The sequence below is a fragment of the Leeuwenhoekiella aequorea genome (genome assembly GCF_004104375.1).
Lineage (GTDB): Bacteria > Bacteroidota > Bacteroidia > Flavobacteriales > Flavobacteriaceae > Leeuwenhoekiella > Leeuwenhoekiella aequorea.
Genome location: NZ_QOVM01000001.1, coordinates 717,686 through 741,487 on the forward strand (window position 1 = coordinate 717,686; position 23,802 = coordinate 741,487).

General features: G+C 35.4%; 25 protein-coding genes and 1 pseudogene. 12 read left to right on the forward strand and 14 right to left on the reverse strand.

From position 1 onward, the window contains the following. Positions 1 to 12: 12 nt before the first annotated feature. Both gap and lipA read right to left on the reverse strand, forming a co-directional pair. The gene (gene gap, locus DSM00_RS03235; RefSeq protein WP_128756574.1) at positions 13 to 1,017 is read right to left on the reverse strand and encodes a type I glyceraldehyde-3-phosphate dehydrogenase; all 1,005 of its coding nucleotides are present in this window, start codon (positions 1,015 to 1,017) and stop codon (positions 13 to 15) included. A gap of 10 nt (positions 1,018 to 1,027) precedes the next feature. After that, a complete protein-coding gene (gene lipA, locus DSM00_RS03240; RefSeq protein WP_128756575.1) occupies positions 1,028 to 1,900 on the reverse strand; it encodes a lipoyl synthase in 873 nt (290 codons plus the stop codon). Positions 1,901 to 2,111: 211 nt separating this feature from the next. Between lipA and DSM00_RS03245 the strand changes: the two genes are divergently transcribed. Both DSM00_RS03245 and DSM00_RS03250 read left to right on the forward strand, forming a co-directional pair. Then, on the forward strand, positions 2,112 to 2,309 hold the full coding sequence (locus tag DSM00_RS03245; protein ID WP_128756576.1) for a DUF1328 domain-containing protein: 198 nt from the start codon (positions 2,112 to 2,114) through the stop codon (positions 2,307 to 2,309). A 102-nt stretch (positions 2,310 to 2,411) separates the two neighbouring features. After that, complete coding sequence (locus tag DSM00_RS03250; RefSeq protein WP_128756577.1) at positions 2,412 to 3,815, forward strand: hypothetical protein; 1,404 nt, start codon at positions 2,412 to 2,414, stop codon at positions 3,813 to 3,815. Here DSM00_RS03250 and DSM00_RS03255 read toward each other — a convergent pair. The 4 genes from DSM00_RS03255 to DSM00_RS15640 form a co-directional block, all read right to left on the reverse strand. Further along, entirely contained in the window at positions 3,805 to 5,037 is a 1,233-nt protein-coding gene (locus tag DSM00_RS03255; protein ID WP_128756578.1) for an MFS transporter, read from the reverse strand. The genes DSM00_RS03250 and DSM00_RS03255 overlap by 11 nt on opposite strands. A gap of 237 nt (positions 5,038 to 5,274) precedes the next feature. Then, a complete protein-coding gene (gene crcB, locus DSM00_RS03260; RefSeq protein WP_128756579.1) occupies positions 5,275 to 5,646 on the reverse strand; it encodes a fluoride efflux transporter CrcB in 372 nt (123 codons plus the stop codon). Further along, positions 5,643 to 6,698 carry an SRPBCC family protein gene (locus DSM00_RS03265; protein ID WP_128756580.1) on the reverse strand — a complete coding sequence of 352 codons (1,056 nt, stop codon included), beginning with the start codon at positions 6,696 to 6,698 and terminating at the stop codon, positions 5,643 to 5,645. The genes crcB and DSM00_RS03265 overlap by 4 nt, the downstream gene beginning before the upstream one ends. A gap of 80 nt (positions 6,699 to 6,778) precedes the next feature. Beyond that, positions 6,779 to 6,967 (reverse strand): hypothetical protein, encoded by a 189-nt coding sequence (locus DSM00_RS15640; protein ID WP_128756581.1) that lies wholly within the window; start codon positions 6,965 to 6,967, stop codon positions 6,779 to 6,781. A gap of 112 nt (positions 6,968 to 7,079) precedes the next feature. Between DSM00_RS15640 and DSM00_RS03275 the strand changes: the two genes are divergently transcribed. The 5 genes from DSM00_RS03275 (at position 7,080) to yaaA (ending at position 11,874) form a co-directional block, all read left to right on the forward strand. Further along, positions 7,080 to 7,466 carry a pyrophosphohydrolase domain-containing protein gene (locus tag DSM00_RS03275; RefSeq protein ID WP_128756582.1) on the forward strand — a complete coding sequence of 129 codons (387 nt, stop codon included), beginning with the start codon at positions 7,080 to 7,082 and terminating at the stop codon, positions 7,464 to 7,466. 59 nt (positions 7,467 to 7,525) lie between these two features. Then, positions 7,526 to 9,400, forward strand: coding sequence for an ABC-F family ATP-binding cassette domain-containing protein (locus DSM00_RS03280; protein ID WP_128756734.1), 1,875 nt, complete (start codon positions 7,526 to 7,528; stop codon positions 9,398 to 9,400). A 54-nt stretch (positions 9,401 to 9,454) separates the two neighbouring features. Beyond that, complete coding sequence (locus DSM00_RS03285) at positions 9,455 to 10,222, forward strand: O-methyltransferase (RefSeq protein WP_128756583.1); 768 nt, start codon at positions 9,455 to 9,457, stop codon at positions 10,220 to 10,222. Positions 10,223 to 10,298: 76 nt separating this feature from the next. Next, the gene (locus tag DSM00_RS03290; protein ID WP_128756584.1) at positions 10,299 to 10,994 is read left to right on the forward strand and encodes an ABC transporter ATP-binding protein; all 696 of its coding nucleotides are present in this window, start codon (positions 10,299 to 10,301) and stop codon (positions 10,992 to 10,994) included. Positions 10,995 to 11,109: 115 nt separating this feature from the next. Beyond that, the gene (gene yaaA, locus DSM00_RS03295) at positions 11,110 to 11,874 is read left to right on the forward strand and encodes a peroxide stress protein YaaA (protein WP_128756585.1); all 765 of its coding nucleotides are present in this window, start codon (positions 11,110 to 11,112) and stop codon (positions 11,872 to 11,874) included. Positions 11,875 to 11,995: 121 nt separating this feature from the next. On the opposite strand, the pseudogene DSM00_RS15645 reads toward yaaA, so the two are convergent. From DSM00_RS15645 to DSM00_RS03310, 3 genes and pseudogenes are all read right to left on the reverse strand, one after another. After that, positions 11,996 to 12,068, reverse strand: a pseudogene (locus DSM00_RS15645) (30S ribosomal protein THX); the annotation flags it as partial. A gap of 104 nt (positions 12,069 to 12,172) precedes the next feature. Beyond that, entirely contained in the window at positions 12,173 to 13,105 is a 933-nt protein-coding gene (locus DSM00_RS03305; protein WP_128756587.1) for a peptidylprolyl isomerase, read from the reverse strand. Positions 13,106 to 13,212: 107 nt separating this feature from the next. Continuing rightward, complete coding sequence (locus DSM00_RS03310; RefSeq protein ID WP_128756588.1) at positions 13,213 to 14,283, reverse strand: branched-chain amino acid aminotransferase; 1,071 nt, start codon at positions 14,281 to 14,283, stop codon at positions 13,213 to 13,215. A 104-nt stretch (positions 14,284 to 14,387) separates the two neighbouring features. Between DSM00_RS03310 and DSM00_RS03315 the strand changes: the two genes are divergently transcribed. After that, a complete protein-coding gene (locus DSM00_RS03315; protein WP_128756589.1) occupies positions 14,388 to 14,900 on the forward strand; it encodes a DUF4920 domain-containing protein in 513 nt (170 codons plus the stop codon). A 1-nt stretch (position 14,901) separates the two neighbouring features. After that, a complete protein-coding gene (mnmD, locus tag DSM00_RS03320) occupies positions 14,902 to 15,582 on the forward strand; it encodes a tRNA (5-methylaminomethyl-2-thiouridine)(34)-methyltransferase MnmD (protein ID WP_128756590.1) in 681 nt (226 codons plus the stop codon). Positions 15,583 to 15,603: 21 nt separating this feature from the next. Here mnmD and DSM00_RS03325 read toward each other — a convergent pair whose 3' ends face one another. After that, positions 15,604 to 16,671 (reverse strand): putative type IX sorting system protein PorV2, encoded by a 1,068-nt coding sequence (locus DSM00_RS03325; protein WP_164916288.1) that lies wholly within the window; start codon positions 16,669 to 16,671, stop codon positions 15,604 to 15,606. A 112-nt stretch (positions 16,672 to 16,783) separates the two neighbouring features. Here DSM00_RS03325 and DSM00_RS03330 point away from each other — a divergent pair, with 112 nt between their 5' ends. Further along, positions 16,784 to 17,530, forward strand: a complete 747-nt coding sequence (locus DSM00_RS03330) for a CDP-alcohol phosphatidyltransferase family protein (protein WP_128756591.1) — start codon at positions 16,784 to 16,786, stop codon at positions 17,528 to 17,530. A gap of 130 nt (positions 17,531 to 17,660) precedes the next feature. After that, entirely contained in the window at positions 17,661 to 18,287 is a 627-nt protein-coding gene (locus DSM00_RS03335; protein WP_128756592.1) for an NUDIX hydrolase, read from the forward strand. A 73-nt stretch (positions 18,288 to 18,360) separates the two neighbouring features. Here the strand turns inward: DSM00_RS03335 and lptB are convergent, their stop codons facing one another. The 4 genes from lptB to DSM00_RS03355 are packed head-to-tail and all read right to left on the reverse strand — an operon-like array spanning position 18,361 to position 21,353. After that, positions 18,361 to 19,098 carry an LPS export ABC transporter ATP-binding protein gene (lptB, locus tag DSM00_RS03340; RefSeq protein ID WP_128756593.1) on the reverse strand — a complete coding sequence of 246 codons (738 nt, stop codon included), beginning with the start codon at positions 19,096 to 19,098 and terminating at the stop codon, positions 18,361 to 18,363. A gap of 56 nt (positions 19,099 to 19,154) precedes the next feature. After that, positions 19,155 to 19,520, reverse strand: coding sequence for a carboxymuconolactone decarboxylase family protein (locus tag DSM00_RS03345; RefSeq protein WP_128756594.1), 366 nt, complete (start codon positions 19,518 to 19,520; stop codon positions 19,155 to 19,157). Positions 19,521 to 19,536: 16 nt separating this feature from the next. Then, entirely contained in the window at positions 19,537 to 20,385 is an 849-nt protein-coding gene (gene tatC / locus DSM00_RS03350) for a twin-arginine translocase subunit TatC (protein WP_128756595.1), read from the reverse strand. After that, the gene (locus DSM00_RS03355; RefSeq protein WP_128756596.1) at positions 20,385 to 21,353 is read right to left on the reverse strand and encodes a KpsF/GutQ family sugar-phosphate isomerase; all 969 of its coding nucleotides are present in this window, start codon (positions 21,351 to 21,353) and stop codon (positions 20,385 to 20,387) included. The genes tatC and DSM00_RS03355 overlap by 1 nt, the downstream gene beginning before the upstream one ends. An 82-nt stretch (positions 21,354 to 21,435) precedes the next feature. Here DSM00_RS03355 and recQ point away from each other — a divergent pair, with 82 nt between their 5' ends. Beyond that, on the forward strand, positions 21,436 to 23,631 hold the full coding sequence (recQ, locus tag DSM00_RS03360; RefSeq protein ID WP_128756597.1) for a DNA helicase RecQ: 2,196 nt from the start codon (positions 21,436 to 21,438) through the stop codon (positions 23,629 to 23,631). Positions 23,632 to 23,802: the final 171 nt, after the last annotated feature.

The window sequence follows — 23,802 nt, forward strand, 5'->3', positions numbered from 1 at the left end:
AGAAACGATCTTTTATGATTTTCGTGAGATTTTTAGGATTAAATCTATAATTCGTGCAGAGTAGCCCGTTTCATTGTCGTACCAACCTATTAATTTTACGAGGTCACCAATTACGGATGTCATTTGAGCATCTAATATGCACGAATGGGTATTCCCTACGATATCTATAGAAACTAGCGGAACTGTTGTGTATTCAAGAATTCCTTTTAAATAGGTTTCTGAAGCAGTTTTGAATGCTTCATTTATTTCTTCTATTGTAGTGTCGCGTTCCACATTAAGTGTGACATCTGTCAACGAACCGTTAGGTACGGGTACGCGTATTCCGCAGCCACCAATAGCATTAGATAACTTCGGAAATATTTTTGTTAATGCTTTTGCGGCTCCGGTTGTTGTAGGAACTATCGATTGTCCTGCAGCTCTGGCTCTTCTTAAATCTGGGTGAGGCTGGTCGTGTAAACTTTGATCTGTGGTGTAAGAATGTACCGTAGTGATATAGGCTTGCTTCACACCACAAAGATCGTTTACAACTTTTATCATTGGGGCTGCGTTATTTGTAGTGCAGCTTGCATTAGAAATAATGAGTTCGTCGCCCGTGATCAAATCATCATTTACGCCTAAAACAATTGTTTTAATACGATCATCTGTAGCAGGTACACTCAATATAACTTTAGGTGCACCGGCCTCTAGATGTTTTTCTAGAAGGTCATAAGTTTTAAACTTACCGGTACTTTCTACGACAAGATCCAGTGAATGTAAGGCCCACGGAATATGCTCAGGTTCTGAAAACTGGTATAAATTTATTTCACGATCGTTAACTAGTAAGCAGCCATTTGAGAAGCTAATATCTTTGTCAAAAATTCCGTGAATACTGTCATATTTGAGTAAGTGCGCAAGCGTATTACCATCTGCACGGTCATTTATAGCAACAATTTCTATTGATGGATTGTCATATAATAACCTAAAAAGTCTGCGGCCAATGCGACCAAAACCGTTTATTCCTATTTTAATTTTAGACATTGAAAATTAGCTATAGAAGGTGTTTTTGAGCTTTATAAGAAGATCGTACTAATGCACCACTTTCTACATGTCTAAAGCCCATTTCTAGCCCTAAAACTTCATATTTTTTAAATTGGTCTGGTGTGATAAACTGCTTTACCGGAAGGTGTTTCTTTGAAGGCTGTAAATATTGACCTATTGTGACAATATCTACGTTAGCGCTTCTTAAATCACGCATGACTTGTAAAACCTCATCTTCAGTCTCTCCAAGGCCAAGCATAATACCAGACTTTGTGCGTCTAATACCATTGTCTTTTAAATATTTTAAAACACCCAGACTTCTCTCATATTGAGCTTGAATACGTACTTCTCGAGTAAGACGTTTTACAGTTTCCATATTGTGAGACACTACCTCTGGAGAAACTTCAATAATTCTATCGATGTTCCTTTCATTTCCTTGAAAATCTGGAATAAGTGTTTCTAAAGTTGTATTGGGATTCATTCTGCGTATAGCCTTTACAGTTTCAGCCCACATTATTGATCCCATATCTTTTAAATCATCACGATCTACAGATGTGATAACGGCATGTTTGATAGCCATTAACTTTATAGATCGGGCAACTTTCTCTGGTTCTTCCCAATCTAAAGTGTCTGGTCTACCCGTTTTTACACCACAAAAGCCACAAGATCGCGTACAAACATTGCCTAATATCATAAATGTAGCAGTACCTTCACTCCAACATTCTCCCATATTAGGGCAACTTCCTGATGTACAAATAGTATGCAAATCATATTTGTCTACTAATGATCTTAACTCAGTATACTTCTTACCTGTAGGTAATTTAACTCTTAACCATTTTGGCTTTGGAGTTCGTACAGGTGATGCAATAGTTTCAGTATTCATGCCTTGTTTTTTGCTGATGTAAAGATACAAACTGTAGCGTAATTACGTACGTATTCTAAACCTTTAGGTAATGCTCTTAAAATTTGACATTAAGCAGTTTTAACAAAGTATAACCAGATCGTTAAATTTATAGTAATTAGTAATTTATTGTGATTGAAAATAGGAGAATCGCGATATTTTTACAACGGATATTAAACTTAAAAACACTCATATGAAACGATTTACACTTCCTTTTTTGATTATCGCACTTATAACAGGAGTATACGGTTTTGGGGGTTTTAATCTATGGGCAACAGAAGCAGCACGCGTATTATTTCTAATATCTGCAGACTTATTTGTTGTTTCTTTATTTGCTAAATTTTTATTTAAAAAGAATCAAGATCAAGTTACCCAACGGGTAGAATCATAGAATAACAATACTTTCATTCCTAAATACAAAACTGTCTGCCAAGGCAGTTTTTTTTATTTTAAATTGTAGCATAATTATTGTTGATGATAATCTAAAAATCAAATGCGTATATTTTACTTTCTATTTATAATTCTATTAAGCACTACTCAATATTCTTTTGCACAAAAGCAAACCTTGCTAAAGGGAATGGTGACAGAAATTGAAGTGGTCTCAGATAGTTCAAACCTTGCTTATTCAATTTATTTACCGGCTAATTATACTAAGGCAACTCCTTCTAAAGCTTTATTTGTACTGGATCCTAATGGAGATGGTATGCGAGCAGCCCGTCTCTTTGTGTCGGCAATCGCTGGTGAAGAGTATGTAGTAGTTTCTAATAACTTTAAATTGAGTAAAAATTTGGATAGTCTGGATACAAATGCACAGCAGGCTGTAACAATGATGCGCGACGTGTTTGCAAAAGTGGCATTAGAATCTGGGCAAATTTATATAACAGGTTTAGGTTCTGGCGCTAAGACTGCAAGTGCATTATCGTATGTTTTAAAAAATACTGCGGGAATTCTAGTGATAGATGATATTTATTTTGCGGAGCAATACATTGAGCAAGCTAGTGGTAATGCAGTTATAGGTGTCGTAGGAGATTCATCACCTAGTTATTATCAGATGGCAAATCATTTTAATATGATGAAAAGTTTAAATAATTACAATGAACTATATACATATTCAGATCCAGGTGCCTGGCCTAGCGCAAATTTCTTAGGTATTCTTATTAATAGATTAAATCACTTCCAGGCAGATAGGTTTGACTTGCAAGTGGCCGATAGCATATGGCAACGCAATTATAATTCAGACATTGAAGCACTCGACAAGCTTGTATTAAAAGGGGAATATCTTACCGCTTATGACCTGAGTCAAGATTTAAAAGGCGATTATAGGGGCAATGTATCATTAGATAAGTTAAAAGATTTTTATAAAGATCTTCGTGGGACTGATGCTTACAAAACGGCTAAGCGTGCAAACAGATCAGGAAATTTACAGGAACTACTTCTTCTAGAGGATATTCAATACTTTCTTGATGAAGATATCACGCTAGCTAATTTTGAAAATCTTGGATATTGGGATAGCCGAATTAGTAATTTTAAAAATTCTGTTGACAATGTAACAATGGCAAACGAGCAAAAAGTAGCTCATAGAATGCTGGGTTATATCTCTTATACTATCGAAGATTTTCTGACACTAAATAAAGTGGGGTTAATTCCTCAGCGTATTTTTGGAAATGTTTTAGCTACGATGTTAGATGCTAGAAATTATCGAGCTTATTTAAATATTATCAGTTTATCTGCTCAAGATGACGATGATAATACCGCTTATTTCTATCTGGAAGAGTTGCTTAAACAAGGATATACCGACTATGAATCGTTGTATGCTATTCCAGAAACGACAACCCTTAGGATTAAGCCTACTTACAATCAAATTATAGCTAATTATCTTGGGAAATCTAAATTTTAGAAACTTCGGTAAGAAGATCGTCTTCTTTTTTTAGAAATTTTTTCACGTAAAATAAAAGTAGAAGAGCAATAAGAGTTACTCCCATCATAAAAATCCAAGTGATATCGTAACTAAACGTGTTTACAAGTTGCATACCTATATTGTGCCCAAAAATGTGAGATAAAGAGAACGACATGCTGTAAAGTCCCATATAAGCACCTTGTCTACCTAATTTAGCTCTTCTTAACGCAAGCGCATTGCCAAAAGGAAAAGCTATCATCTCTCCCAATGTGGCTACTACCATACCTACAATAAGAAAACTAGTATACTGAGTAGTGAAAAAGAATATAAAACTTATCCCTGTAAGAATTAATCCTCCTATAACACTCGATATTTGTGACCATCCTTTGCGCTCTGCAAAGGCTATAAGTGGCATTTCAAACAAGAATATGACAAGCCCGTTTAAGCCAAGAAGTAGTCCTATTTGTAGCTCAGAAAGATCCCGGATTTCTTTATAATATAACGGTACTGTAGAGAAATATTGAACGAAAACAACACCAAATAGAGCCAGGGCGACTAGAAAAATAAGATAAATTTTATCTTTATAGGGTGATAACGGATTGTCTATTAAGATCTCAGTATCTGTAACTTTTGCTTTTTTAGGATTTAAGGTATTAATTAATAAAAAACCTGCCGATATACAAGAAATTCCATCTACCCAAAACAGACCATAATATCCTATGCCAGCAATTATGAGTCCGCCAATTGCAGGTCCTGCCGAAAAACCAAGGTTTATGGCAAGCCGAATAAGAGTTAAAGAGCGTGTTTTATTTTCCGGTTTACTATAAGCGCTTAGTGCTACAAAAAATGCAGGTCTTGACAGGTCTGCAATTGCAATTAACATAAAAAAACCAATACAAATTGCCCAGAAACTGGTTATAAATTGAAGACCGAAAAAACCTAAGCCTGTTCCTATTAGGCTAATGAGTATAGTTTTATAGAACCCTATTTTGTCTGACAATATGCCTCCCAGCCAGGATCCGGCTAAAGATCCAAACCCAAAACAAGTCATAACCCATCCTACATCACCAAGGCTAAAATTTAAATCATCTCTAAGATAAAGTGATAGAAAAGGAATTACCATAGCTCCAGCACGATTCACCAATGTTATTAGCGCTAGCCACCACACCTCTCTAGAAAGACCCTTGAAACTATTGAAGTAAGAATTCAGAAACTGAAACATAATTTTAAATCATAAAAAAAGTCTGACGTTCTAATGCCAGACTTTTGTGTTTTATAAATATTATAAGGGTTAACACAAACTATCAGGCAGAGGCTTTGAGACCTTATAAGTAGCTTGATATTTTGTACTATTATTTTTCATAGTATGTAAAAACTGTATGCTGATTTTAATTGCTTAAAACTAAGGTAAATGTTTTAAAATTTTATTTAAGGGAATTAAATAATTATGAATTTTATTTCAATAAATCTTAGAGATCCAAATGCCTATAAATACTGCGGAAAATCCCAAAATCAAACTTAATAGGGTATAAATTATAAAATTGAAAAAATCGCCATTCTTTAAGAATAGATGATTTTCATAAGCAAATGCAGAGAAAGTTGTGAACCCACCACAAAAACCTGTTGCTAGAATTAAAGTTGAATTAGTAGAAAGAGAGTTAGTCTTTAGAGCCCAACCTAAGATAAATCCTATTAATAAACTTCCGATAATATTTGTAGTCAGTGTCCCGTACGGAAAACCATCAGTTGAAGGATTAAGCCATTTTGCTAGTAAATATCGAAGCGAGCTTCCTGCACCACCTCCTATAAATACTAGTAGTAATTGCTTCATAGGGCTTCAGAAGTTTGCTCTTCAACGGCTATAGGTATATACAATTCTGTTATCCACTCTGCTGGGTTAGGATTGTCTTGAGGGCCTACCACATAAATTTCAAAAGGATAGCTATTTTCAGCCTTAGATAAATTATTCTTCGCTAGGTATGTTTCAGTGTTTGACCAAGCTTCTTTTAAATTTTTGTAATCTCCTATAAGTGTAGTTTTAACTACGGTGTATGAAGGCATAAAGCCGCATAAAATAGTACTGTCTTCAGCAACTATAATTTGAGATGTTGTAGGTAAACCACTTGATATTATAGCGCTATTATTATTTAAATCTCTACTATTAAAAATTGAAAGCGGCTTTCCAGAGACGGTAATGTTATTACCTTTCATATAGTTATTAACCTGCGGAATCATTTGTTTTATTTTGTTGCGGGCTGCATCTAATGTTGTAGATGTAGTTACATACATATAAAACCCACCGCTGTATTGCGTTATACCGTCTGTCTTAATAGAATAAGCCTGCATATCTTCACGCACACTGCTATCTAGAGAGCTAAGACCGGTTTTATACATGGTGCGCATGGCTTCATCAAAATCATAGCTTGTAAATGAGAAGTAAGCCTTATCCATTAATGTATGCTCTCCGCGCATTCCCCATGTAACTTTAGTGCCATTCTCAACCTTTTCAAACTGCCAATAAACATTTGCGTGACGTTCTCCTGCGGGAGTTATAAAAGTAATCTCTTGTTCTAGTCTTTGGTTTTTTATTGCTGAGGTAGTTCGCATAGATCCATCTACTTCTTCACCGTTCCAGCTGTAGCTTGCACCTTTTCCGCTTGTTTTTTCAGGATAATTAAAAACCATTGTTGGGTCTTCTTTTTTCCAGGGTCCCCAGTTTTCCCAAGACTTGTAATCATTCACCTTGTTGTATACTAATGAAATGGGAGCTTCAATAATTTGAGACTCTTCAACTTCATAAGAGCCGTCTTTTGTAGCAAAATATATTGCTCCTGCTATAAAAAGTATGAGCAGTAAAAAAAATAAATACTTTAATATTTTCATCTAGAGGTGCGATTAGGAATTCAAATTTAACAATTAAATATGATTTAATATTTAACTGTTGTCATATTAGTTATTTGCGACTATTCTTTAAGAAATAACTTAATTGCAAATAAGATGACTACAAATACTATGAAACCAATTAAAATCCAGAAACTACCTTTATATTCTTTTTTATGCAGCTTGTTATCTTTACGATAACTCATAAACACAAATATGACAAAAGCTATAAAAAAAAGGGCTGCAAAAATTAATTGACCGGTACTAAACATTACAAAGTTTTTTAAATGAAATACGCTGAAAAATTTGTAATCTACTAAACATTTATTTTTCAATACGTAATTTACACGAACAGGTCAAAATTAACTCTTTAAATAGAATAATATGAAAAAACGACTAGCAGCTGTTCACGAATTTCATACTGCCTTTGGACTAGGTATTAATGATCGTCCAATCGCAGATTTAGGTGAGGCAAAAAACAGGCTTCGGTATAACCTTATGAAAGAAGAAAATGAGGAATATCTTGAAGCGGCAATTTCTAATGATTTAACAGAGGTGGCAGATGCACTAGGAGATATGCTGTACATTTTATGCGGAACCATTATAGAACACGGAATGCAGCACAAAATTGAAGAAGTTTTCACCGAAATTCAACGTAGCAATATGAGTAAATTAGGTGCAGATGGGAAACCTATTTATCGCGAAGACGGAAAAGTATTGAAAGGGCCTGCATATTTTAAACCTAATATTAAAGAGATACTGGATAGGTAAACCAATTAATGAGTTTTCTACTCCACATTTAAAGGCTAAATTCGCAGCCTATGAGTGCAATAAATTATGTTTCGGTTGAATCTATCGCAAAGGCTTTTGGAGAGAAGGTCTTATTTAAAGATTTATCATTTGGTATTAATGAAGGCCAAAAAATAGGGTTGGTAGCAAAAAATGGTACTGGGAAAACCTCTATGCTAGATATTTTAGCTGGTGCCGAAAATCCCGATAGTGGTCAAGTGATTTTTCGTAAGGGAATCAAAGTGGCATTTCTTCCTCAAGAACCCAATTTAGATCCTTCGTTAACAGTGGAAGAAACAATCTTTGATAGCGATAATGAAATCCTAAAAGTTATTTCAGATTACGAGCACGCACTATTAAATATGGAGGATGGTGATGCGTATCAAAAGGCTTTTGATCAGATGGAAGTTCATCAAGCCTGGGATTTTGAGACGCAATACAAACAAATTCTCTTTCAGCTTAAATTAGATGATCTTGATAGAAAGGTTGAAAAACTAAGTGGAGGGCAGAAAAAAAGATTAGCTCTTGCTAATATGCTTTTGAGCAAACCTGATTTGTTAATTCTTGATGAGCCCACAAACCATTTAGATTTAGAGATGATAGAATGGCTTGAAGCATTTTTTGCAAAAGAAAATTTCACGCTGTTTATGGTTACTCACGATCGCTATTTTTTGGAGCGTGTGTGTAATGAAATTATAGAACTTGAAGAGGGAAAACTATATAATTACAAAGGTAACTATTCCTATTATCTAGATAAAAGAGAAGCGCGTATTGCTACTGAAGAAACTGAAACAGGTAAAGCAAAACAACTCTTCAAGAAAGAGCTAGAGTGGATGCGACGCCAGCCTAAGGCCCGTACTACAAAGTCAAAGTCAAGAATTGATGATTTTGCCGAAATAAAAGATAAGGCCTCAAAAAGACGTAATGACCACGAAGTTCAACTTGAGCTTAATATGGAGCGTTTGGGTAGTAAAATTGTGGAGTTTCATAAAGTATCAAAATCATTTAAAGACCGAAAAATTCTTGATGGTTTTGAATATAATTTTCAGCGTGGAGAACGTATAGGGATTATAGGAAAAAATGGAACCGGTAAATCTACATTTTTAAATATCTTAACGGGGAGTATGCCTCCTGACAGCGGTAAGATTGTGATAGGGGAGACTATCCAATTTGGGTACTATACTCAAAAAGGAATTACTATAAAGCCCGGTCAGAAAGTCATCGATGTAATAAAAGAATTTGGAGATTATATTCCACTTAAGAAAGGAAGGCAAATATCTGCCGGTCAGTTACTAGAACGCTTTCTTTTTGATCGTAAAAAGCAGTATGATTTTGTAGAAAAGCTAAGTGGGGGAGAGCGAAAGCGTCTGTATTTATGTACTGTTCTTATTCAAAATCCTAACTTTTTAATTCTTGATGAACCTACAAATGATCTTGATATTGTGACACTGAATGTACTAGAAAGTTTTCTTTTAGACTTTCCGGGATGTTTACTTGTGGTATCTCACGACCGTTATTTTATGGATAAGATCGTAGATCATTTATTTGTTTTTAGAGGCCAAGGAGAAGTTGAAGATTTTCCGGGTAACTACTCAGACTTTAGAGTATATGATTCGGGGCCTGCTATTGAGCAGGAAATAGTTGTTAAGCCAAAAGAGGAAAAGGCCACTACAAAAGATAACTGGAAGACCGCATCAACTTCACTATCTTATAATGATCAAAAAGAATACAATCGTATTGAGCGTGATATTCAAAAATTAGAGAAAGAAAAAGCAAGTAAAGAAGCGGAGTTTCTTAATCCGGATTTATCAGGAGAGGAAATTAATAAACGTTCTATAGCGCTTCAGGAGGTACAAGATAAGATAGATGCACTTACCGAAAGATGGTTTGAATTAAGTGCAAAAATGGAAGGATAGTTCAAACTTGATCGACATTGTTAATAGTATAAAATATCAAGTTTAGAGCTAATTATGTGGTATACGCTTAAAGCTTATTTCAATTTTTTACGAGAAGCGACAAATCAGCACGGAGTACATTCTCCCTTTATTTATCAATTTGTAACAAAGTGTCTTTACGATCGCAAAGAATATACTCACTATCGAAGGTTACTAGATTACCGAAAAGGACTTTCAAATTCAAGAGAGATTATAACGGTTAAGGATTTTGGAGCTGGATCCCGAGTTTTTAAAACTAATGAGCGTTCTGTAAAGAGTATTGCAACTCATGCAGGTGCTTCATCAAAACGAATGAAGTTACTTTGCCGAGTAAGTTCTTACTTTGGTGTGAATCACGCATTAGAATTAGGAACTTCTGTAGGTCTTGCAACTGCTGGTCTTGCTTTAGGAAGTGATGCTGTGACAACCTTAGAAGGATGTTCTCAAACTGCTGAGGTTGCTAAGCAACATTTACGTAGTGCTAGTATTGAAAATGTAAATATTATAATTGGCGATTTTAAGGAGACCTTAGTTAAGCAGCTAGATAAAAATTATGACCTTATTTACTTTGATGGAAATCATAGCAAAGAGGCTACGCTGAACTATTTTGAAAAGTTACTACCAACGATTCATAATGATTCAGTATGGATTCTGGATGATATATATTGGTCTTCAGAAATGACTGAGGCTTGGGAGAATATAAAAAACCATCCTCAAGTTGTTGTAACCGTAGACTGTTTCTGGTTGGGATTTGTTTTTTTTAGAAAAGAGCAAGCCAAAGAAAATTTTAAGATTAGAGCGTAATTACTGTAACTCAAATATCATTTTGACTACTTATAGATGTAATCACCTGTTTTAATAACAGATTCAAAATAATTCTATGGCCAGTTTGATCGATATTAAGAATATAAAACGAGATTTTCCGCTAGGAAATGAAATTGTGCACGTCTTAAAAGGGATTGATCTACAGATTGATAAAGGTGAGTATGTAGCTATAATGGGCCCTTCGGGTTCTGGAAAATCTACATTAATGAATTTGCTAGGATGTCTTGATACACCAACATCTGGTACTTATATACTAAATAATAGAGATGTGAGTTCGATGACTGATGACGAGCTGGCAGAGGTACGTAACAAAGAAATAGGTTTTGTTTTTCAGACTTTTAATTTATTACCACGTACAACGGCTTTAGATAATGTAGCATTACCTATGGTTTATGCTGGTTATTCTAAATCAGACAGACACGCAAGAGCCGAAGAAGTACTTAATGATGTAGGGCTTGCAGATCGTATGGATCACAAACCTAACCAGCTTTCTGGGGGTCAGCGTCAACGTGTGGCTGTTGGAAGAGCACTAGTAAACAAGCCTTCAATAATACTTGCTGATGAGCCTACGGGGAATTTAGATTCTAAGACTTCAGTAGAAATAATGGGGCTTTTTGATGATATACACGCCTCTGGGAATACGGTTATTTTAGTAACTCACGAAGAAGACATTGCAGAGCATGCACATCGTGTAATTAGACTTAGAGATGGTTTGATTGAAAGTGATATACGCAAAAATGTACTCGTATAATTTTAGTTTGAATTATTAAACTCAATCTAACAAGCTTATTTCTGTATTCTTAAATGTTATCGAAACGTCGTTTATTAGTGTATTCGAAAATGTATTTTTGATAAAAATATAAGATATGAAAGCAGTAGTTTCTCCGGCAAAATCACTAAATTTTGATTCAAAGTTGCCTTCTTCACGAGCAACCCAGCCTATTTTTTTAGAAGAAGCAGACACACTTAATAAAAAATTAGAGCGTAAAACAAAAGCTGAGATTTCAGAATTGATGAACATTAGTGATAAACTTGCAGATCTCAATTACCAGCGTTATAAAGATTTTACAGTTCCTTTTGATAAATATAATGCCAGACCTGCTGTATATACTTTTGATGGTGATGTTTATACAGGTTTAGATGCATACACAATTCCTACCGAAAAATTTGATACACTTCAGGATACTCTACGTATTTTGAGTGGGTTATATGGTGTACTAAAACCCTTTGATTTGATGCAAGCATACCGTCTTGAAATGGGAACCAAACTTAAATCTGGGCGTACTGAGGATTTATATGAATTCTGGGGAGATAAGATTACAAATGCTTTAAATGACGAACTTGAAAATGATGAGTTGTTTTTAAACTTAGCCAGTCTGGAGTATTTTAAAGCTGTAAATGTTGAAAAACTTAAAGTGCCGGTAATTACTCCTATATTTAAAGATTACAAAAATGGCAAATTAAAAATCATTTCATTTTATGCTAAAAAAGCCCGTGGTTCAATGGTACGATACATTATCGATAAAAATGTACAAACCATTGATGACCTTAAAGGTTTTGATTATGATGATTATGGCTTTAGTGAGCAGTATTCAGATTTATCTAATAACGAATTGGTTTTTGTAAGATAATATTAAGGTTTTTTATCTATTAAACTTTTCTCAGAGGAGGCTGCATCACCGGCCTCCATTGTTTTTTTAGCGGTTTGTTTAGTAGGAACATCTGCCGTTGTAGCAGTTCTTTTATTGCGGCCTCTAGGTCTTAGTTTCCCAAAGCTTCCGCTATTAATTTTTCCACGTTTAGTTTTTTTATCACCTTTTCCCATTGTATTATTTTTAGTGTTTTCTCTAAGTTAATAAATTCGAGTAGTTTGACAAAATCACAAAAAAAATCCCGCAATTTGCGGGATTTTATATAGTATATTTAAAATTATTTTACGTCCATAAGCTCTACGTCAAATACTAATATAGCATCTGGAGGAATTACTCCACCAGCACCTCTACTACCATAACCTAAATCTGAAGGTATTACGAAGCGAGCTTTATCACCTACTTTTAAAAGTCCGATTCCTTCATCCCAACCGGCGATTACTTGACCTACACCAACCTGAAAATCTAAAGGCTGATTTCTTTTATAAGAAGAGTCAAACACGGTACCATCTGCTAATTGACCTTTGTAGTGAACAGAAACCATTTTGCCTGATTCAGCTTTTTTGCCAGAACCTTGCTGAATTATTTGATAACGCAAGCCGCTAGCAGTTTCTTTAAAACCTTCACTTAATTTATCTAATGCATCGGCTTTAGCGGCACGTTCTGCAGCAACACGCTTTTCTCTTGCTCCTTCAAAAGTTCTAAAAGCTTCAACAGCATTAAAGTTTTCTGCTTCAGAACCCTGGCGTATAATTTCAACTTTCTCCATTTTATCGCCCTGAGCGATAGCATCAACAACATCCTGACCTTCAACCACACTACCAAAAACAGTGTGTTTGCCATCTAACCAAGGTGTAGCGGTATGTGTTATGAAAAACTGACTTCCATTTGTTCCTGGTCCGGAGTTTGCCATAGATAATTTACCTGGAGCATCATGCTTTAATGAAGCATCAAACTCATCGTCAAATTTATAGCCTGGATCTCCTGTTCCTGATCCCTGTGGGCAACCTCCCTGAATCATAAAATCTGGAATTACACGGTGAAATTTAAGACCATCGTAATATGGAGTTCCTTGATTTTTCACTTTGTTTTCAAGATTACCTTCGGCAAGGGCAACAAAGTTACCTACTGTTCCCGGGGTTTTCTCGTGTTCTAGTTTTACTAAAATTTCGCCTTTTGGCGTATGAAATTTAGCATATATTCCGTCTTGCATCTCTTCAGTTTAAAATTGAATTGCAAAAATACACTTAACTATTACAAACACAAAACCCGAAACATATCGCTACGTTTCGGGTTTTAAAATTTTCAATAAAAAAATTATTAAACGGTCATTGAAGGCACTTCATAACGCCATCCAAATGGATCTTCAGCTCTATTAGCTTGCAACGAAGTTAAATGCTGTTTCAATCTAGCACCATAAGCATCCTCTAATTTTGGAAGATCAAACTCTTTATCTTTATGAGTAAATCCACAGATTGGCGAAATAACTGCAGCTGTACCAGCTCCAAACATTTCTTTTAAAGTGCCATTTTCTGCTGCTTCTACTATTTCTGAAACTTTTACAGGACGTACCTCAACATCAATACCTTCGCTCTTTGCCAACTCAATTAAGCTTTTACGTGTAATACCATCAAGAATACGATCACTTGTGGGAGCTGTAAGTAATTTATCACCTACTCTAAAGAAAACATTCATAGTGCCAGCTTCTTCCAGGTATTCGTGAGTATTTGCATCTGTCCACACTACCTGCTGGTAACCTCTTTTTTTAGCAAGTTCTGTAGGGTAGAATTGAGCAGCATAGTTACCTGCAGCTTTTGCAAAACCTACTCCACCATCTGCAGAGCGGCTGTATTGATCTGCGAAAAGTACTTTTACCTCTCCGCTATAATATGCCTGTGCCGGAGCACAAATAATAATGAATTTATATTTTGAAGATGGTGATGCAGAAACACCATTTTCTGTAGCAATTACAAATGGACGTAAGTAAAGAGAATTGTCGTTACCTGGTTTAATCCAATCGCTTTCTAAATTTAATAAGGTGTTTAGACCGTCGAAAAAATAATCTTTTTCAAAAGCAGGCATTGCAAGACGTTCTGACGATTTATTGATACGGTTGAAGTTTTCTTCTGGACGAAACATAAAGATTTTACCATTATCATCTTTATATGCTTTCATACCTTCAAAAACTGCCTGACCATAATGAAAGACTTTGGCAGAAGGATCCATACTGATTGGACCGTAAGGCACAATTTCAGGTTTTTTCCAAGCTCCGTTTTCGTATTCGCAAACAAACATATGATCTGTAAAGACCGTACCAAAAGAAAGCTTGCTGAAGTCTACATCGCTTATCTTAGATTCTGCAACCTTGGTTACTTTTATTGTATCTGTCATTATATTCAAATTTATAGACACAAATTTATCATTTTCTGCATGTCTTCGAGCTCATGAATTGATTAAATTTACGAGCTCTTTCAAATATTAATTAAGAAATCGCTATGAGAAAAATTTTTACAACCGCTGTTCTAGCATTAGCATTAGTTGCTTGTAAACAGGAAACTGCTACAAAGACTGTTGCGGAAACCGAATCTAATGAGGTGGAGTTAACAAAAATGAAGTTATACGGTGAAGATTTTAAAAATCAAGCGATGCTAACTTCTTTTGAGCTGGGAGATATATACAGTAATCTTAAAGCTGGAGATACGATTAATGTATCTTTTAAAAGTTCAGTTGAAGAAGTATGTCAGGAAAAAGGATGCTGGATGCAAGTTGACGTGGGTGCTGTAGATCCTGTAATGATAAAATTTAAAGATTATGCTTTTTTCGTTCCTAAAGATATAAAAGACAAAAGCGTAATGGTGCACGGCGTAGCTTATGTAAGCGAAACTCCAGTTGAAGAACAGCAGCATTATGCTAAAGATGCCGGTAAATCACAAGAAGAGATTGATGCAATCAAAACTCCGAAGCGTTCATTTAGTTTTTTAGCTAGCGGTGTAAAAGTCGCTCAGTAAGTTGGAGCGTAAAATAGTTAAAACAGGGGATGGTTCTACAACCATTCAAATTACCGAATGGAATGAACAATATCATTCTATGCACGGGGCAGTGCAAGAAGCTCAGCACGTATTCTTAAAAATGGGTTTAGACTATATTGTCACTCAAAATCCTCATTTAACTGAATTAAATATTCTTGAGATCGGTTTTGGTACTGGTTTAAACGCTTTACTTACGCTTATACACGCACAAGAACAGACTGCTTTACCTATTAAGTATGAAGGGGTAGAGGCTTACCCTGTCCTTAAAGATGAATTAGATCAATTAAATTATTTTGAGTTAATAGATTCTAATACGGCACCAGAATTATTTGAAAAAATGCATAATACTGCTTGGGAGCAAGCTGTAGCTATTTCTCCGACATTTAGTTTAAAAAAAAGAAAGCAGACTTTTGAAACTATTATAGATAAGAATGCGCACCATTTAATTTACTTTGACGCTTTTGGAGCACGAGTACAACCAGAACTATGGGAACAACCTATATTTCAAAAGATGTTTGATGCCTTATTGCAGAATGGAGTTTTAGTCACTTATGCAGCAAAGGGAAGTGTGCGTCGTGCAATGCAGGCAGTAGGGTTTAAAGTAGAAAGACTTCCTGGGCCTCCGGGAAAAAGAGAAATGCTACGCGCAGTAAAAATTTAACCTTTAAGCTTAAGTGTAATTTTATCTAAAAAGTTCCCAGTCTAACTTGAGTGAAAATATATTTGAATAGATAGCGGCACTTTGATCGCCAATGTCTGTAAGTGCATAATCGATGTGAATGCCTTTATACTGAAAACCAACCCCAATATTAGGTTGAAATCCAATGCGGTTGCTGCCATCAAGTTGTGTGATTTCCTGAAAATTGCCAACTCCAGCTCTTAAAAAGACTAAACCTGTATAGCCAAATTCAAAACCTGCAGCCGGGCTTGCACTTACCGAAGAACTTGAGAAAATATCATTAGTTTGCGTAAAGCGAAGTAGTAAATCTACTTCTGCCTTTATAGTATAGTCGTAGTTAATTTCCCAATTGCGATTAATACCTAACTGTATTTTTGGGATGGTAATCTCTAACGTTTCAGGTAAGTCTTGATTTTGATCTGCTACCGCATTGCTTATTTTAGCAAACTCCTCTTCATTAATGGACCAGGTATTTACTGATGTGGTAATATCGCGAGCCATTAATCCGAAATTCCAATTTCCTTTTGTGAATTGTAATCCTACATCTAGTCCAAATCCCCAGCTAGAGGCAAAATCACCTATAATCCTACGTATAACTTTAGCATTTGCACCAATCTTCAATCCTTGAACAGGTAATTCCCGAGCATAAGAAAGTGTTAAGGCATAGTCTGCGGTAGAAAATAAACTTATACGGTTGTAGTCAATATTTCCGTTGGCATCGATAAGCTGCGTTGTATTTAAGATATCATCAACTCCAAACCGGATCAATGATATCCCTAGAGCGCTTCGATCATCTAAAGGTGTCGCAAAAGCCGCATAGTCATATAAAGCAATATTTGCAAAATAACTAGCGTGCATAAGAGCAAGTTCATTATCTTCTAGTGCAACCAGCCCTGCAGGGTTCCAGTAACCACTATTTACATCTGCACTACTTGCAGTTACAGCATTTGCCATAGCAAGTGATGCGGCATCAACCCCAATATTTAAAAATTCGTTAGAGTATTTTCTAACGACTTGTGAAAAGGAATTAACAGTAATAAATAGCAAAATTAAGGGTAAAACTTTTTTCAATTCCGTCTTCTTTTTACGGTAAAGGTGGCTAAATGTGGTGAGAAGTTAAAGTTTATTTTACACGTATATCACGAGTAAGCATACTTTAGTACTTTTACAGAAACAATCAACTATGAAAATCACACGTTATATTCCTAATGCATTTACAATGGCTAATCTATTTTGTGGTATGCTGGGTACTTTTTTTGCAGCTACCGGGCGACTGGATTTTGCGGCTTATGCAGTAGTGCTAGGAATCTTTTTTGATTTTTTTGATGGTTTTTTTGCCAGACTTTTTAAAGTAGAGGGAGAGTTAGGGTTGCAGTTAGACAGTCTGGCTGATGTTGTTACTAGTGGTGTGGTTCCAGGAATGGTAATGTTTCAATTATTACATAAGCTTGAGCACTGGAATACGGGTGAACGTTGGGTAGATGCAGGGCTATCTTGGGATTCAATTTCTGTAATTCCGTTTTTAGGATTTGCAATTACACTTGCTTCTGCATTTAGGTTAGCCAAATTTAATATAGATACCCGGCAAACAACCTCATTCATAGGTTTGCCAACACCTGCAAACGCATTACTTATCATTAGTCTGCCTTTAATAATACAGTTTCAAGATATTGCGATTGCTGAAAATTTAATTACAAACACCTATTTTTTACTTGCGCTCACTGCTTTGAGTTGTTTTATGCTTAATGCAGAAGTACCACTGTTTGCTCTAAAATTCAAAAGTTGGGGTATTGCCGAAAATAAAGTTCGTTATGGATTTCTATTGCTGGCGGGAATCTTACTCTTTTGGCTTACGTTTCTAGCTATACCTATTATCATCGTATTGTATGTTCTAATATCAATGGTTACTAGAACGACTACTAGCATTTAATAGAAGTTAAAAGATTTCTTCGGAAAAAGGATAAAATGGATAGCTGATTTGTAGTCTATATTGGGCATCTTGTATGCTCACAGTAGTCATATGAGATGAGTTGTAAAACGTTCTCAAGAATTACCAGATAATGAATGATATAAATGATCAATTACTGAATGCTGTAAAGCAGATAAAAGCATTAGCTGAAGCTGGCCTTGTTTATAATTCTCAAAATTATGATGCAGAGCGTTATGAAGAAATGCGAACAGTATCTTTAGAAATGATGAGTATTCTTAGTAATCTTTCAGTTAAACAATTTACAAATTTCTACTTGCCAGAAAATGATTATCCCACTGCAAAAGTAGATGTACGGGCGCTTATCACAAATGATCGTAATCAAGTTTTATTAGTCAAGGAAACTTTAGATGATAAATGGACATTGCCTGGGGGTTGGGCAGACGTTGGTTTATCGCCGTCTGAAAATGTACTTAAAGAAGTTAAAGAAGAAACAGGATTTGATGCAGAAATAATTAGACTTTTAGCGATTTTAGATAAACGATGCTATCCGCATCCACCTCAGCCACACTACGTTTATAAATTATGTTTTTTGTGCAAAATTAAGGATGGAGATTTTGATCCTAACTTTGATATAAGCGCTGTTGGATGGTTTTCATTAGACAAACTACCAGATCTTTCTCCAGATCGTATTTTAGAAGAGCAACTTCATAAATTGGTTTCATTAGCCAATGCCAATGAGGGGATCCACGTAGATTAATTCAATTGAACGAAAAAAAAAAGGGTTGAGCAATTTCTATGTTCAACCCATTATTTTATTTTCTTAATTAAGACTAGAAAAGTTTCTTTTTTCGTAGCTCAAAATTTTGTCCCAGATAAACTTTTCTTACCATTTCATCTGCAGCTAATTCTTCGGGAACACCGTGTTTTAAAATGTTTCCCTCAAACATTAGATAAGTATGATCTGTAATAGCTAAAGTTTCTTGAACATTATGATCTGTGATTAAAATCCCTATATTTTTCTGTTTTAATTGAGCAACAATACGTTGAATATCTTCTACGGCCACGGGATCTACTCCTGCAAAAGGTTCATCAAGCAGAATAAAATTAGGATTAGTTGCTAGTGCTCGTGCAATTTCAGTACGACGACGTTCTCCCCCAGATAATAAGTCTCCTCTACTTTTACGAATATGTCCTAAGCTAAACTCATCAATGAGTTCTTCCATTTTAGCAAGTTGTTCTTTCTTACTCAGTTTTGTGAGCTGTAAAACACTTAAAATATTTTCTTCAATACTAAGTTTTCTAAACACAGAAGCTTCTTGAGCTAGATATCCGATTCCGTGCTGTGCTCTTTTGTACATAGGATATTTTGTAATATCCTGATTGTCTAGATGAATTGTGCCTCCATTAGGTTTTATTAAACCTACTATCATATAAAAAGAGGTGGTTTTTCCAGCTCCGTTGGGACCTAGTAAACCTACAATTTCTCCTTGCTGAACTTCAACAGTGATGCCTTTAACGACCTTTCGGCCTTTATAGGATTTCATTAAATTTTCTGCGCGTAGTTTCATTTCCTCAATTTACAATTAGACTAAAAAATAACAACGGGGAAATCCCAGGATAAGTATTATTTAGTAGCGTTTTCCTCTAGTGCTTCCCAAAATTCATAGGCTCTCCTTAAGTGAGGAATTACGATAGTACCGCCTATTAATGTTCCTATGCTTAAAGTTTCCATTACCTGCTCCTTAGAGATACCTTCTTTGTAGCAACTTTCTAAATGGTATTTTACACAATCATCGCAGCGTAAAACGGTAGAAGCGACTAATCCCAGAAGCTCTTTAGTCTTCACGTCTAATGCGCCGGCCGCAAAAGCGTTTGTATCTAAATTAAAAATTCTGTTGATGATCTTATTTTTATCACCTAGAATTTTATCATTCATTTTAGCGCGATATGCATTAAATGATTCTACTTGATTTTGAGAATTATCAGACATATAAGGGGTTAAATATTTAAAGTTTGTTTTTAGATTTTTCGGCTCTCTTTAATTGCCTTGCTTCTTGTCGTAATACAAATGCAGAGATTACAATACTCACTTCATATAATACAAGAATAGGTATTGAGACAATTACTTGTGTTGAGATATCTGGAGGAGTTATTACTGCAGATATGACCAGGACTATTATAAGTGCATATTTACGGTATTTACGTAAAAACTGTGGTGTGACTAAACCTATTTTAGTAAAGAAGTACATAATAATAGGCAATTCAAAGATCACACCAGCTGCAAGAGCACTAGCGCGTACTAAACCGATGTATGAATCAATATCAAATTCGTTTTTAACTTGTTCACCTACGGTAAAGTTGGCTAAGAAATTTATGGAAAGTGGGGCGATAATATAATACCCAAAAAGCACTCCCGTAAAAAACAATAGCGATGATATAATAATAAATCCACGAGAGTTCTTACGTTCTTTTTCATAAAGACCTGGAGATATAAACTTCCAAAACTCGTATATTACATAAGGAAAAGCAACTACGACTCCTACTATTATAGAGGTCCATATCGCAGCATTAAATTGCCCACCCATTGTGCGGTTTTGAATTATAAAATTCATCTCATTCACACAACCCTTATCTGAACCAAAGATATTGGCTATCTGACAAAGTAAATCATAGGAAATAAAATCGGGTCTGGCAGGTGCAAAAATTATATCGTCAAATATAAAATCTTTAAAAATAAAGGCGACAACACCTACAATTACAATAGCCAGTGTGGCTCTAATTAAGTGCCATCTAAGTTCTTCAAGGTGATCTAAAAAAGACATTTCGTCTTGGGAGGTATTTTGTTTTTTTGCCATTAGAGAATTCCTTCTTTAATTAAGTCGTGTAAGTGAACGACGCCTGTATAATTATTATTTTCATCAACAGCAAGAAGCTGTGTAATGCTATTTGTTTCTAAAACTTCGAGCGCAGCAGTGGCCATCGAATGATTTGAAATTTGCTTGGGATTGCTACTCATAATATCTTTTGCCGTTAAACCGGTAAGAATATCATTTTTTTCTAGCATTCTGCGTATGTCTCCGTCGGTAATAATACCTACTATTTGCGAATTTTCTACTACAGCCGTTACACCCAGTCGTTTCTGAGATATTTCAACAATAACATCTTTTATGGGGGCATTCTCGTTTACTTGAGGCTTATCGTGCAGTTCTACTAAATCACTAACACGTAGGTACATCTTTTTTCCTAGAGCACCTCCTGGATGGTATTTTGCAAAATCTTGAGGTGAAAATCCTCTCAAATCAAGTAATGCTAAAGCTAAAGCATCACCCATAACCAATTGTACAGTTGTACTTGTGGTAGGAGCAAGGTTATGAGGGCAAGCTTCTTTTTCAGCGTATGCTAATATAAGAGCATCAGCTTGTTTAGCTAAAAAAGATTCTTTGTTAGAGGTCATTGCGATAACCTTATTATTTCGGCCTTTTATTAATGGAATAAGCACTTTAATTTCGGCTGTATTGCCACTATTTGAAATACACACAACAACATCACCTTCTTGAATAGTACCGAGATCACCGTGAATAGCATCGGCTGCATGCATAAAAATAGACGGTGTTCCGGTAGAATTTAGCGTAGCAACAATTTTTTGCCCTATTATTGCACTTTTTCCAACTCCAGAAATAATTACCCGACCTTGAGCGTTATAAACTAGTGATACAGCTTCAGCAAATCGATTATCTAAAAGCGTAGTCAAATTAGCTACAGCTTCCTGCTCCAAAGCGATAGTTTTTTTAGCGCTTTTTAAAATCTGGTCGTAGGTATTCAAAAGATATAAGATTAAGCCGTTTGTTTGGAGTAGAAATTACTATATTTAGAATACAAATGTATGCAAATTTGAACAAGCTTTAATGACTTCAGAAGAAATAGACTTACACGCAGCTCTTAAAAAATATTTTGGTTTTAGTCAATTTAAGGGTCTACAGGAAGATGTAATCAAAAGTATTGTTAATGGTGAACACACTTTTGTGATTATGCCCACCGGTGGCGGAAAATCTTTATGTTATCAATTACCAGCATTAATTGCCGAAGGAACAGCTATAGTTGTTAGTCCTTTAATAGCATTGATGAAAAATCAGGTTGATTCTCTCCGCGGGATTTCAAAGGAACACGGGATTGCTCACGTTTTAAATTCTTCTTTAAATAAAGGAGAGATTAAACAGGTTAAAGAAGACATTTCTAATGGTATTACAAAACTTCTATATGTAGCTCCAGAATCGTTAACCAAGGAGGAAAATGTCGAATTTTTACGGTCTGTAAAAATTAGTTTTGTAGCAATAGATGAAGCTCATTGTATCAGTGAATGGGGACATGACTTTAGACCAGAATATCGCAATCTTAGACATATTATAAAACGAATAGGTGATTCAATACCTATTATCGCGGTGACTGCGACAGCTACTCCAAAGGTTCAGGAGGATATAATGAAAAATCTAGGTATTTCTGATGCAAACTCTTTTAGAGCATCATTTAATAGGCCTAATTTATATTACGAAATACGCCCTAAAACTAAAAATGTAGATGCTGATATCATTCGGTTTATCAAGCAAAATCAAGGTAAGAGTGGTATTATTTATTGCCTAAGCAGAAAACGTGTTGAAGAGCTTGCTCAGGTTTTACAGGTAAATGGCATATCGGCCGTACCTTATCACGCAGGTCTGGATGCTAAATCTCGAGCAAAACATCAAGACATGTTTCTTATGGAAGATGTGGATGTAGTGGTTGCTACAATTGCGTTTGGTATGGGTATCGATAAACCAGATGTACGCTTCGTAATTCATCATGATATTCCTAAAAGTATCGAAAGCTATTATCAAGAGACCGGTAGAGCTGGACGTGATGGTGGTGAGGGGCATTGTCTTGCTTATTATGCTTATAAGGATATTGAGAAGTTAGAGAAGTTTATGAGTGGCAAGCCGGTAGCAGAACAAGAAATTGGTCATGCATTGTTACAAGAAGTAGTTGCCTATGCTGAAACTTCTATGTCTCGCCGCAAATTTATACTTCATTATTTTGGAGAAGAGTTTGACAATGAAACAGGTGAAGGCGGTGATCTTGATGATAATGTGCGAAACCCTAAGAAAAAGCACGAAGCTAAAGATGAGGTTGTAAAGGTGCTTAATGTTGTTAAGAAAACTGGAGAAATATATAAGAGTAAAGAGCTTGTACTTACATTAGTGGGTAAGCCAAACGCTATTATTACATCTCACAAAACAGATGATGAAATCTATTTTGGGAGTGGTAAAGATAAAGATCAAGGATATTGGAGAGCTCTTTTAAGACAAATTCTTGTAGCAGGATATCTTAAGAAAGATATTGAAACCTATGGCGTAGTCAAAATTACCGAAGCCGGAGAAAGTTATTTGAATAATGCGGTATCTTTTATGATGACCGAAGATCACACTTTTGAAGGAAGAGAAGATGTTGTTGACAGAGGAGCCGTTACTGGTGGAGGAGCAGACGCTAAATTAATTGCGATGCTTAAAGATTTACGTAAAAAAGTAGGAAAGAAAAAAGGTGTTCCTCCCTATGTGGTATTTCAGGATATGTCTCTTGAAGATATGGCTATTAAATACCCTACCACATTTGATGAAATGGCAAATGTATTTGGTGTAGGTGAAGGCAAAGCAAAAAAATATGGTAAAGAGTTTATAGATTTAATTACAGTTTATGTGGCTGAGAATGATATTTTCAAACCAGATGAATTAGTTGTTAAATCTACAGGTACAAATAGTGCTTTAAAACTCTATATTATTCAGAATGTTGACCGCAAATTACCTTTAGATGACATTGCTTCCGCTAAGGGATTGGATATGAGTGATTTTGTAAAAGAAATGGAGGTGATCGTTAATAGCGGTACCAAGCTCAATATCAATTACTGGATAGAAGATATTCTAGATGAAGATCAGCAGGAAGAGCTGTATGATTACTTTTTAGAAGCTGAAACCGACAGTATTGAAGCAGCTCTTGAAGAGTTTGATGGTGATTACGATGAAGAAGAACTTAAGCTTTATCGTATAAAATTTCTTAGCGAGGTCGCAAATTAATTCTCAATTTATTCGGACTGTTAATTGGCAATTTTCTGAAAAGGAAGTTGCCAAACTTCCTTGTATTCCTATTTCATAATAAATTGTTAAGGGCTATATTTGTCGAAGTTGCAATCCCAACTAATATGAAAATTCCTACAAAAAACACCCTCTTTTCTCATAATTGGGACT

Bases quoted from the DNA above. Each gene is read 5' to 3' on its own strand.
- gap (WP_128756574.1), bottom strand. From the start codon at position 1,017: ATGTCTAAAATTAAAATAGGAATAAACGGTTTTGGTCGCATTGGCCGC.
- lipA (WP_128756575.1), bottom strand. From the start codon at position 1,900: ATGAATACTGAAACTATTGCATCACCTGTACGAACTCCAAAGCCAAAA.
- DSM00_RS03245 (WP_128756576.1), top strand. From the start codon at position 2,112: ATGAAACGATTTACACTTCCTTTTTTGATTATCGCACTTATAACAGGA.
- DSM00_RS03250 (WP_128756577.1), top strand. From the start codon at position 2,412: ATGCGTATATTTTACTTTCTATTTATAATTCTATTAAGCACTACTCAA.
- DSM00_RS03255 (WP_128756578.1), bottom strand. From the start codon at position 5,037: ATGTTTCAGTTTCTGAATTCTTACTTCAATAGTTTCAAGGGTCTTTCT.
- crcB (WP_128756579.1), bottom strand. From the start codon at position 5,646: ATGAAGCAATTACTACTAGTATTTATAGGAGGTGGTGCAGGAAGCTCG.
- DSM00_RS03265 (WP_128756580.1), bottom strand. From the start codon at position 6,698: ATGAAAATATTAAAGTATTTATTTTTTTTACTGCTCATACTTTTTATA.
- DSM00_RS15640 (WP_128756581.1), bottom strand. From the start codon at position 6,967: ATGTTTAGTACCGGTCAATTAATTTTTGCAGCCCTTTTTTTTATAGCT.
- DSM00_RS03275 (WP_128756582.1), top strand. From the start codon at position 7,080: ATGAAAAAACGACTAGCAGCTGTTCACGAATTTCATACTGCCTTTGGA.
- DSM00_RS03285 (WP_128756583.1), top strand. From the start codon at position 9,455: ATGTGGTATACGCTTAAAGCTTATTTCAATTTTTTACGAGAAGCGACA.
- DSM00_RS03290 (WP_128756584.1), top strand. From the start codon at position 10,299: ATGGCCAGTTTGATCGATATTAAGAATATAAAACGAGATTTTCCGCTA.
- yaaA (WP_128756585.1), top strand. From the start codon at position 11,110: ATGAAAGCAGTAGTTTCTCCGGCAAAATCACTAAATTTTGATTCAAAG.
- DSM00_RS03305 (WP_128756587.1), bottom strand. From the start codon at position 13,105: ATGCAAGACGGAATATATGCTAAATTTCATACGCCAAAAGGCGAAATT.
- DSM00_RS03310 (WP_128756588.1), bottom strand. From the start codon at position 14,283: ATGACAGATACAATAAAAGTAACCAAGGTTGCAGAATCTAAGATAAGC.
- DSM00_RS03315 (WP_128756589.1), top strand. From the start codon at position 14,388: ATGAGAAAAATTTTTACAACCGCTGTTCTAGCATTAGCATTAGTTGCT.
- DSM00_RS03330 (WP_128756591.1), top strand. From the start codon at position 16,784: ATGAAAATCACACGTTATATTCCTAATGCATTTACAATGGCTAATCTA.
- DSM00_RS03335 (WP_128756592.1), top strand. From the start codon at position 17,661: ATGAATGATATAAATGATCAATTACTGAATGCTGTAAAGCAGATAAAA.
- lptB (WP_128756593.1), bottom strand. From the start codon at position 19,098: ATGAAACTACGCGCAGAAAATTTAATGAAATCCTATAAAGGCCGAAAG.
- DSM00_RS03345 (WP_128756594.1), bottom strand. From the start codon at position 19,520: ATGTCTGATAATTCTCAAAATCAAGTAGAATCATTTAATGCATATCGC.
- tatC (WP_128756595.1), bottom strand. From the start codon at position 20,385: ATGGCAAAAAAACAAAATACCTCCCAAGACGAAATGTCTTTTTTAGAT.
- recQ (WP_128756597.1), top strand. From the start codon at position 21,436: ATGACTTCAGAAGAAATAGACTTACACGCAGCTCTTAAAAAATATTTT.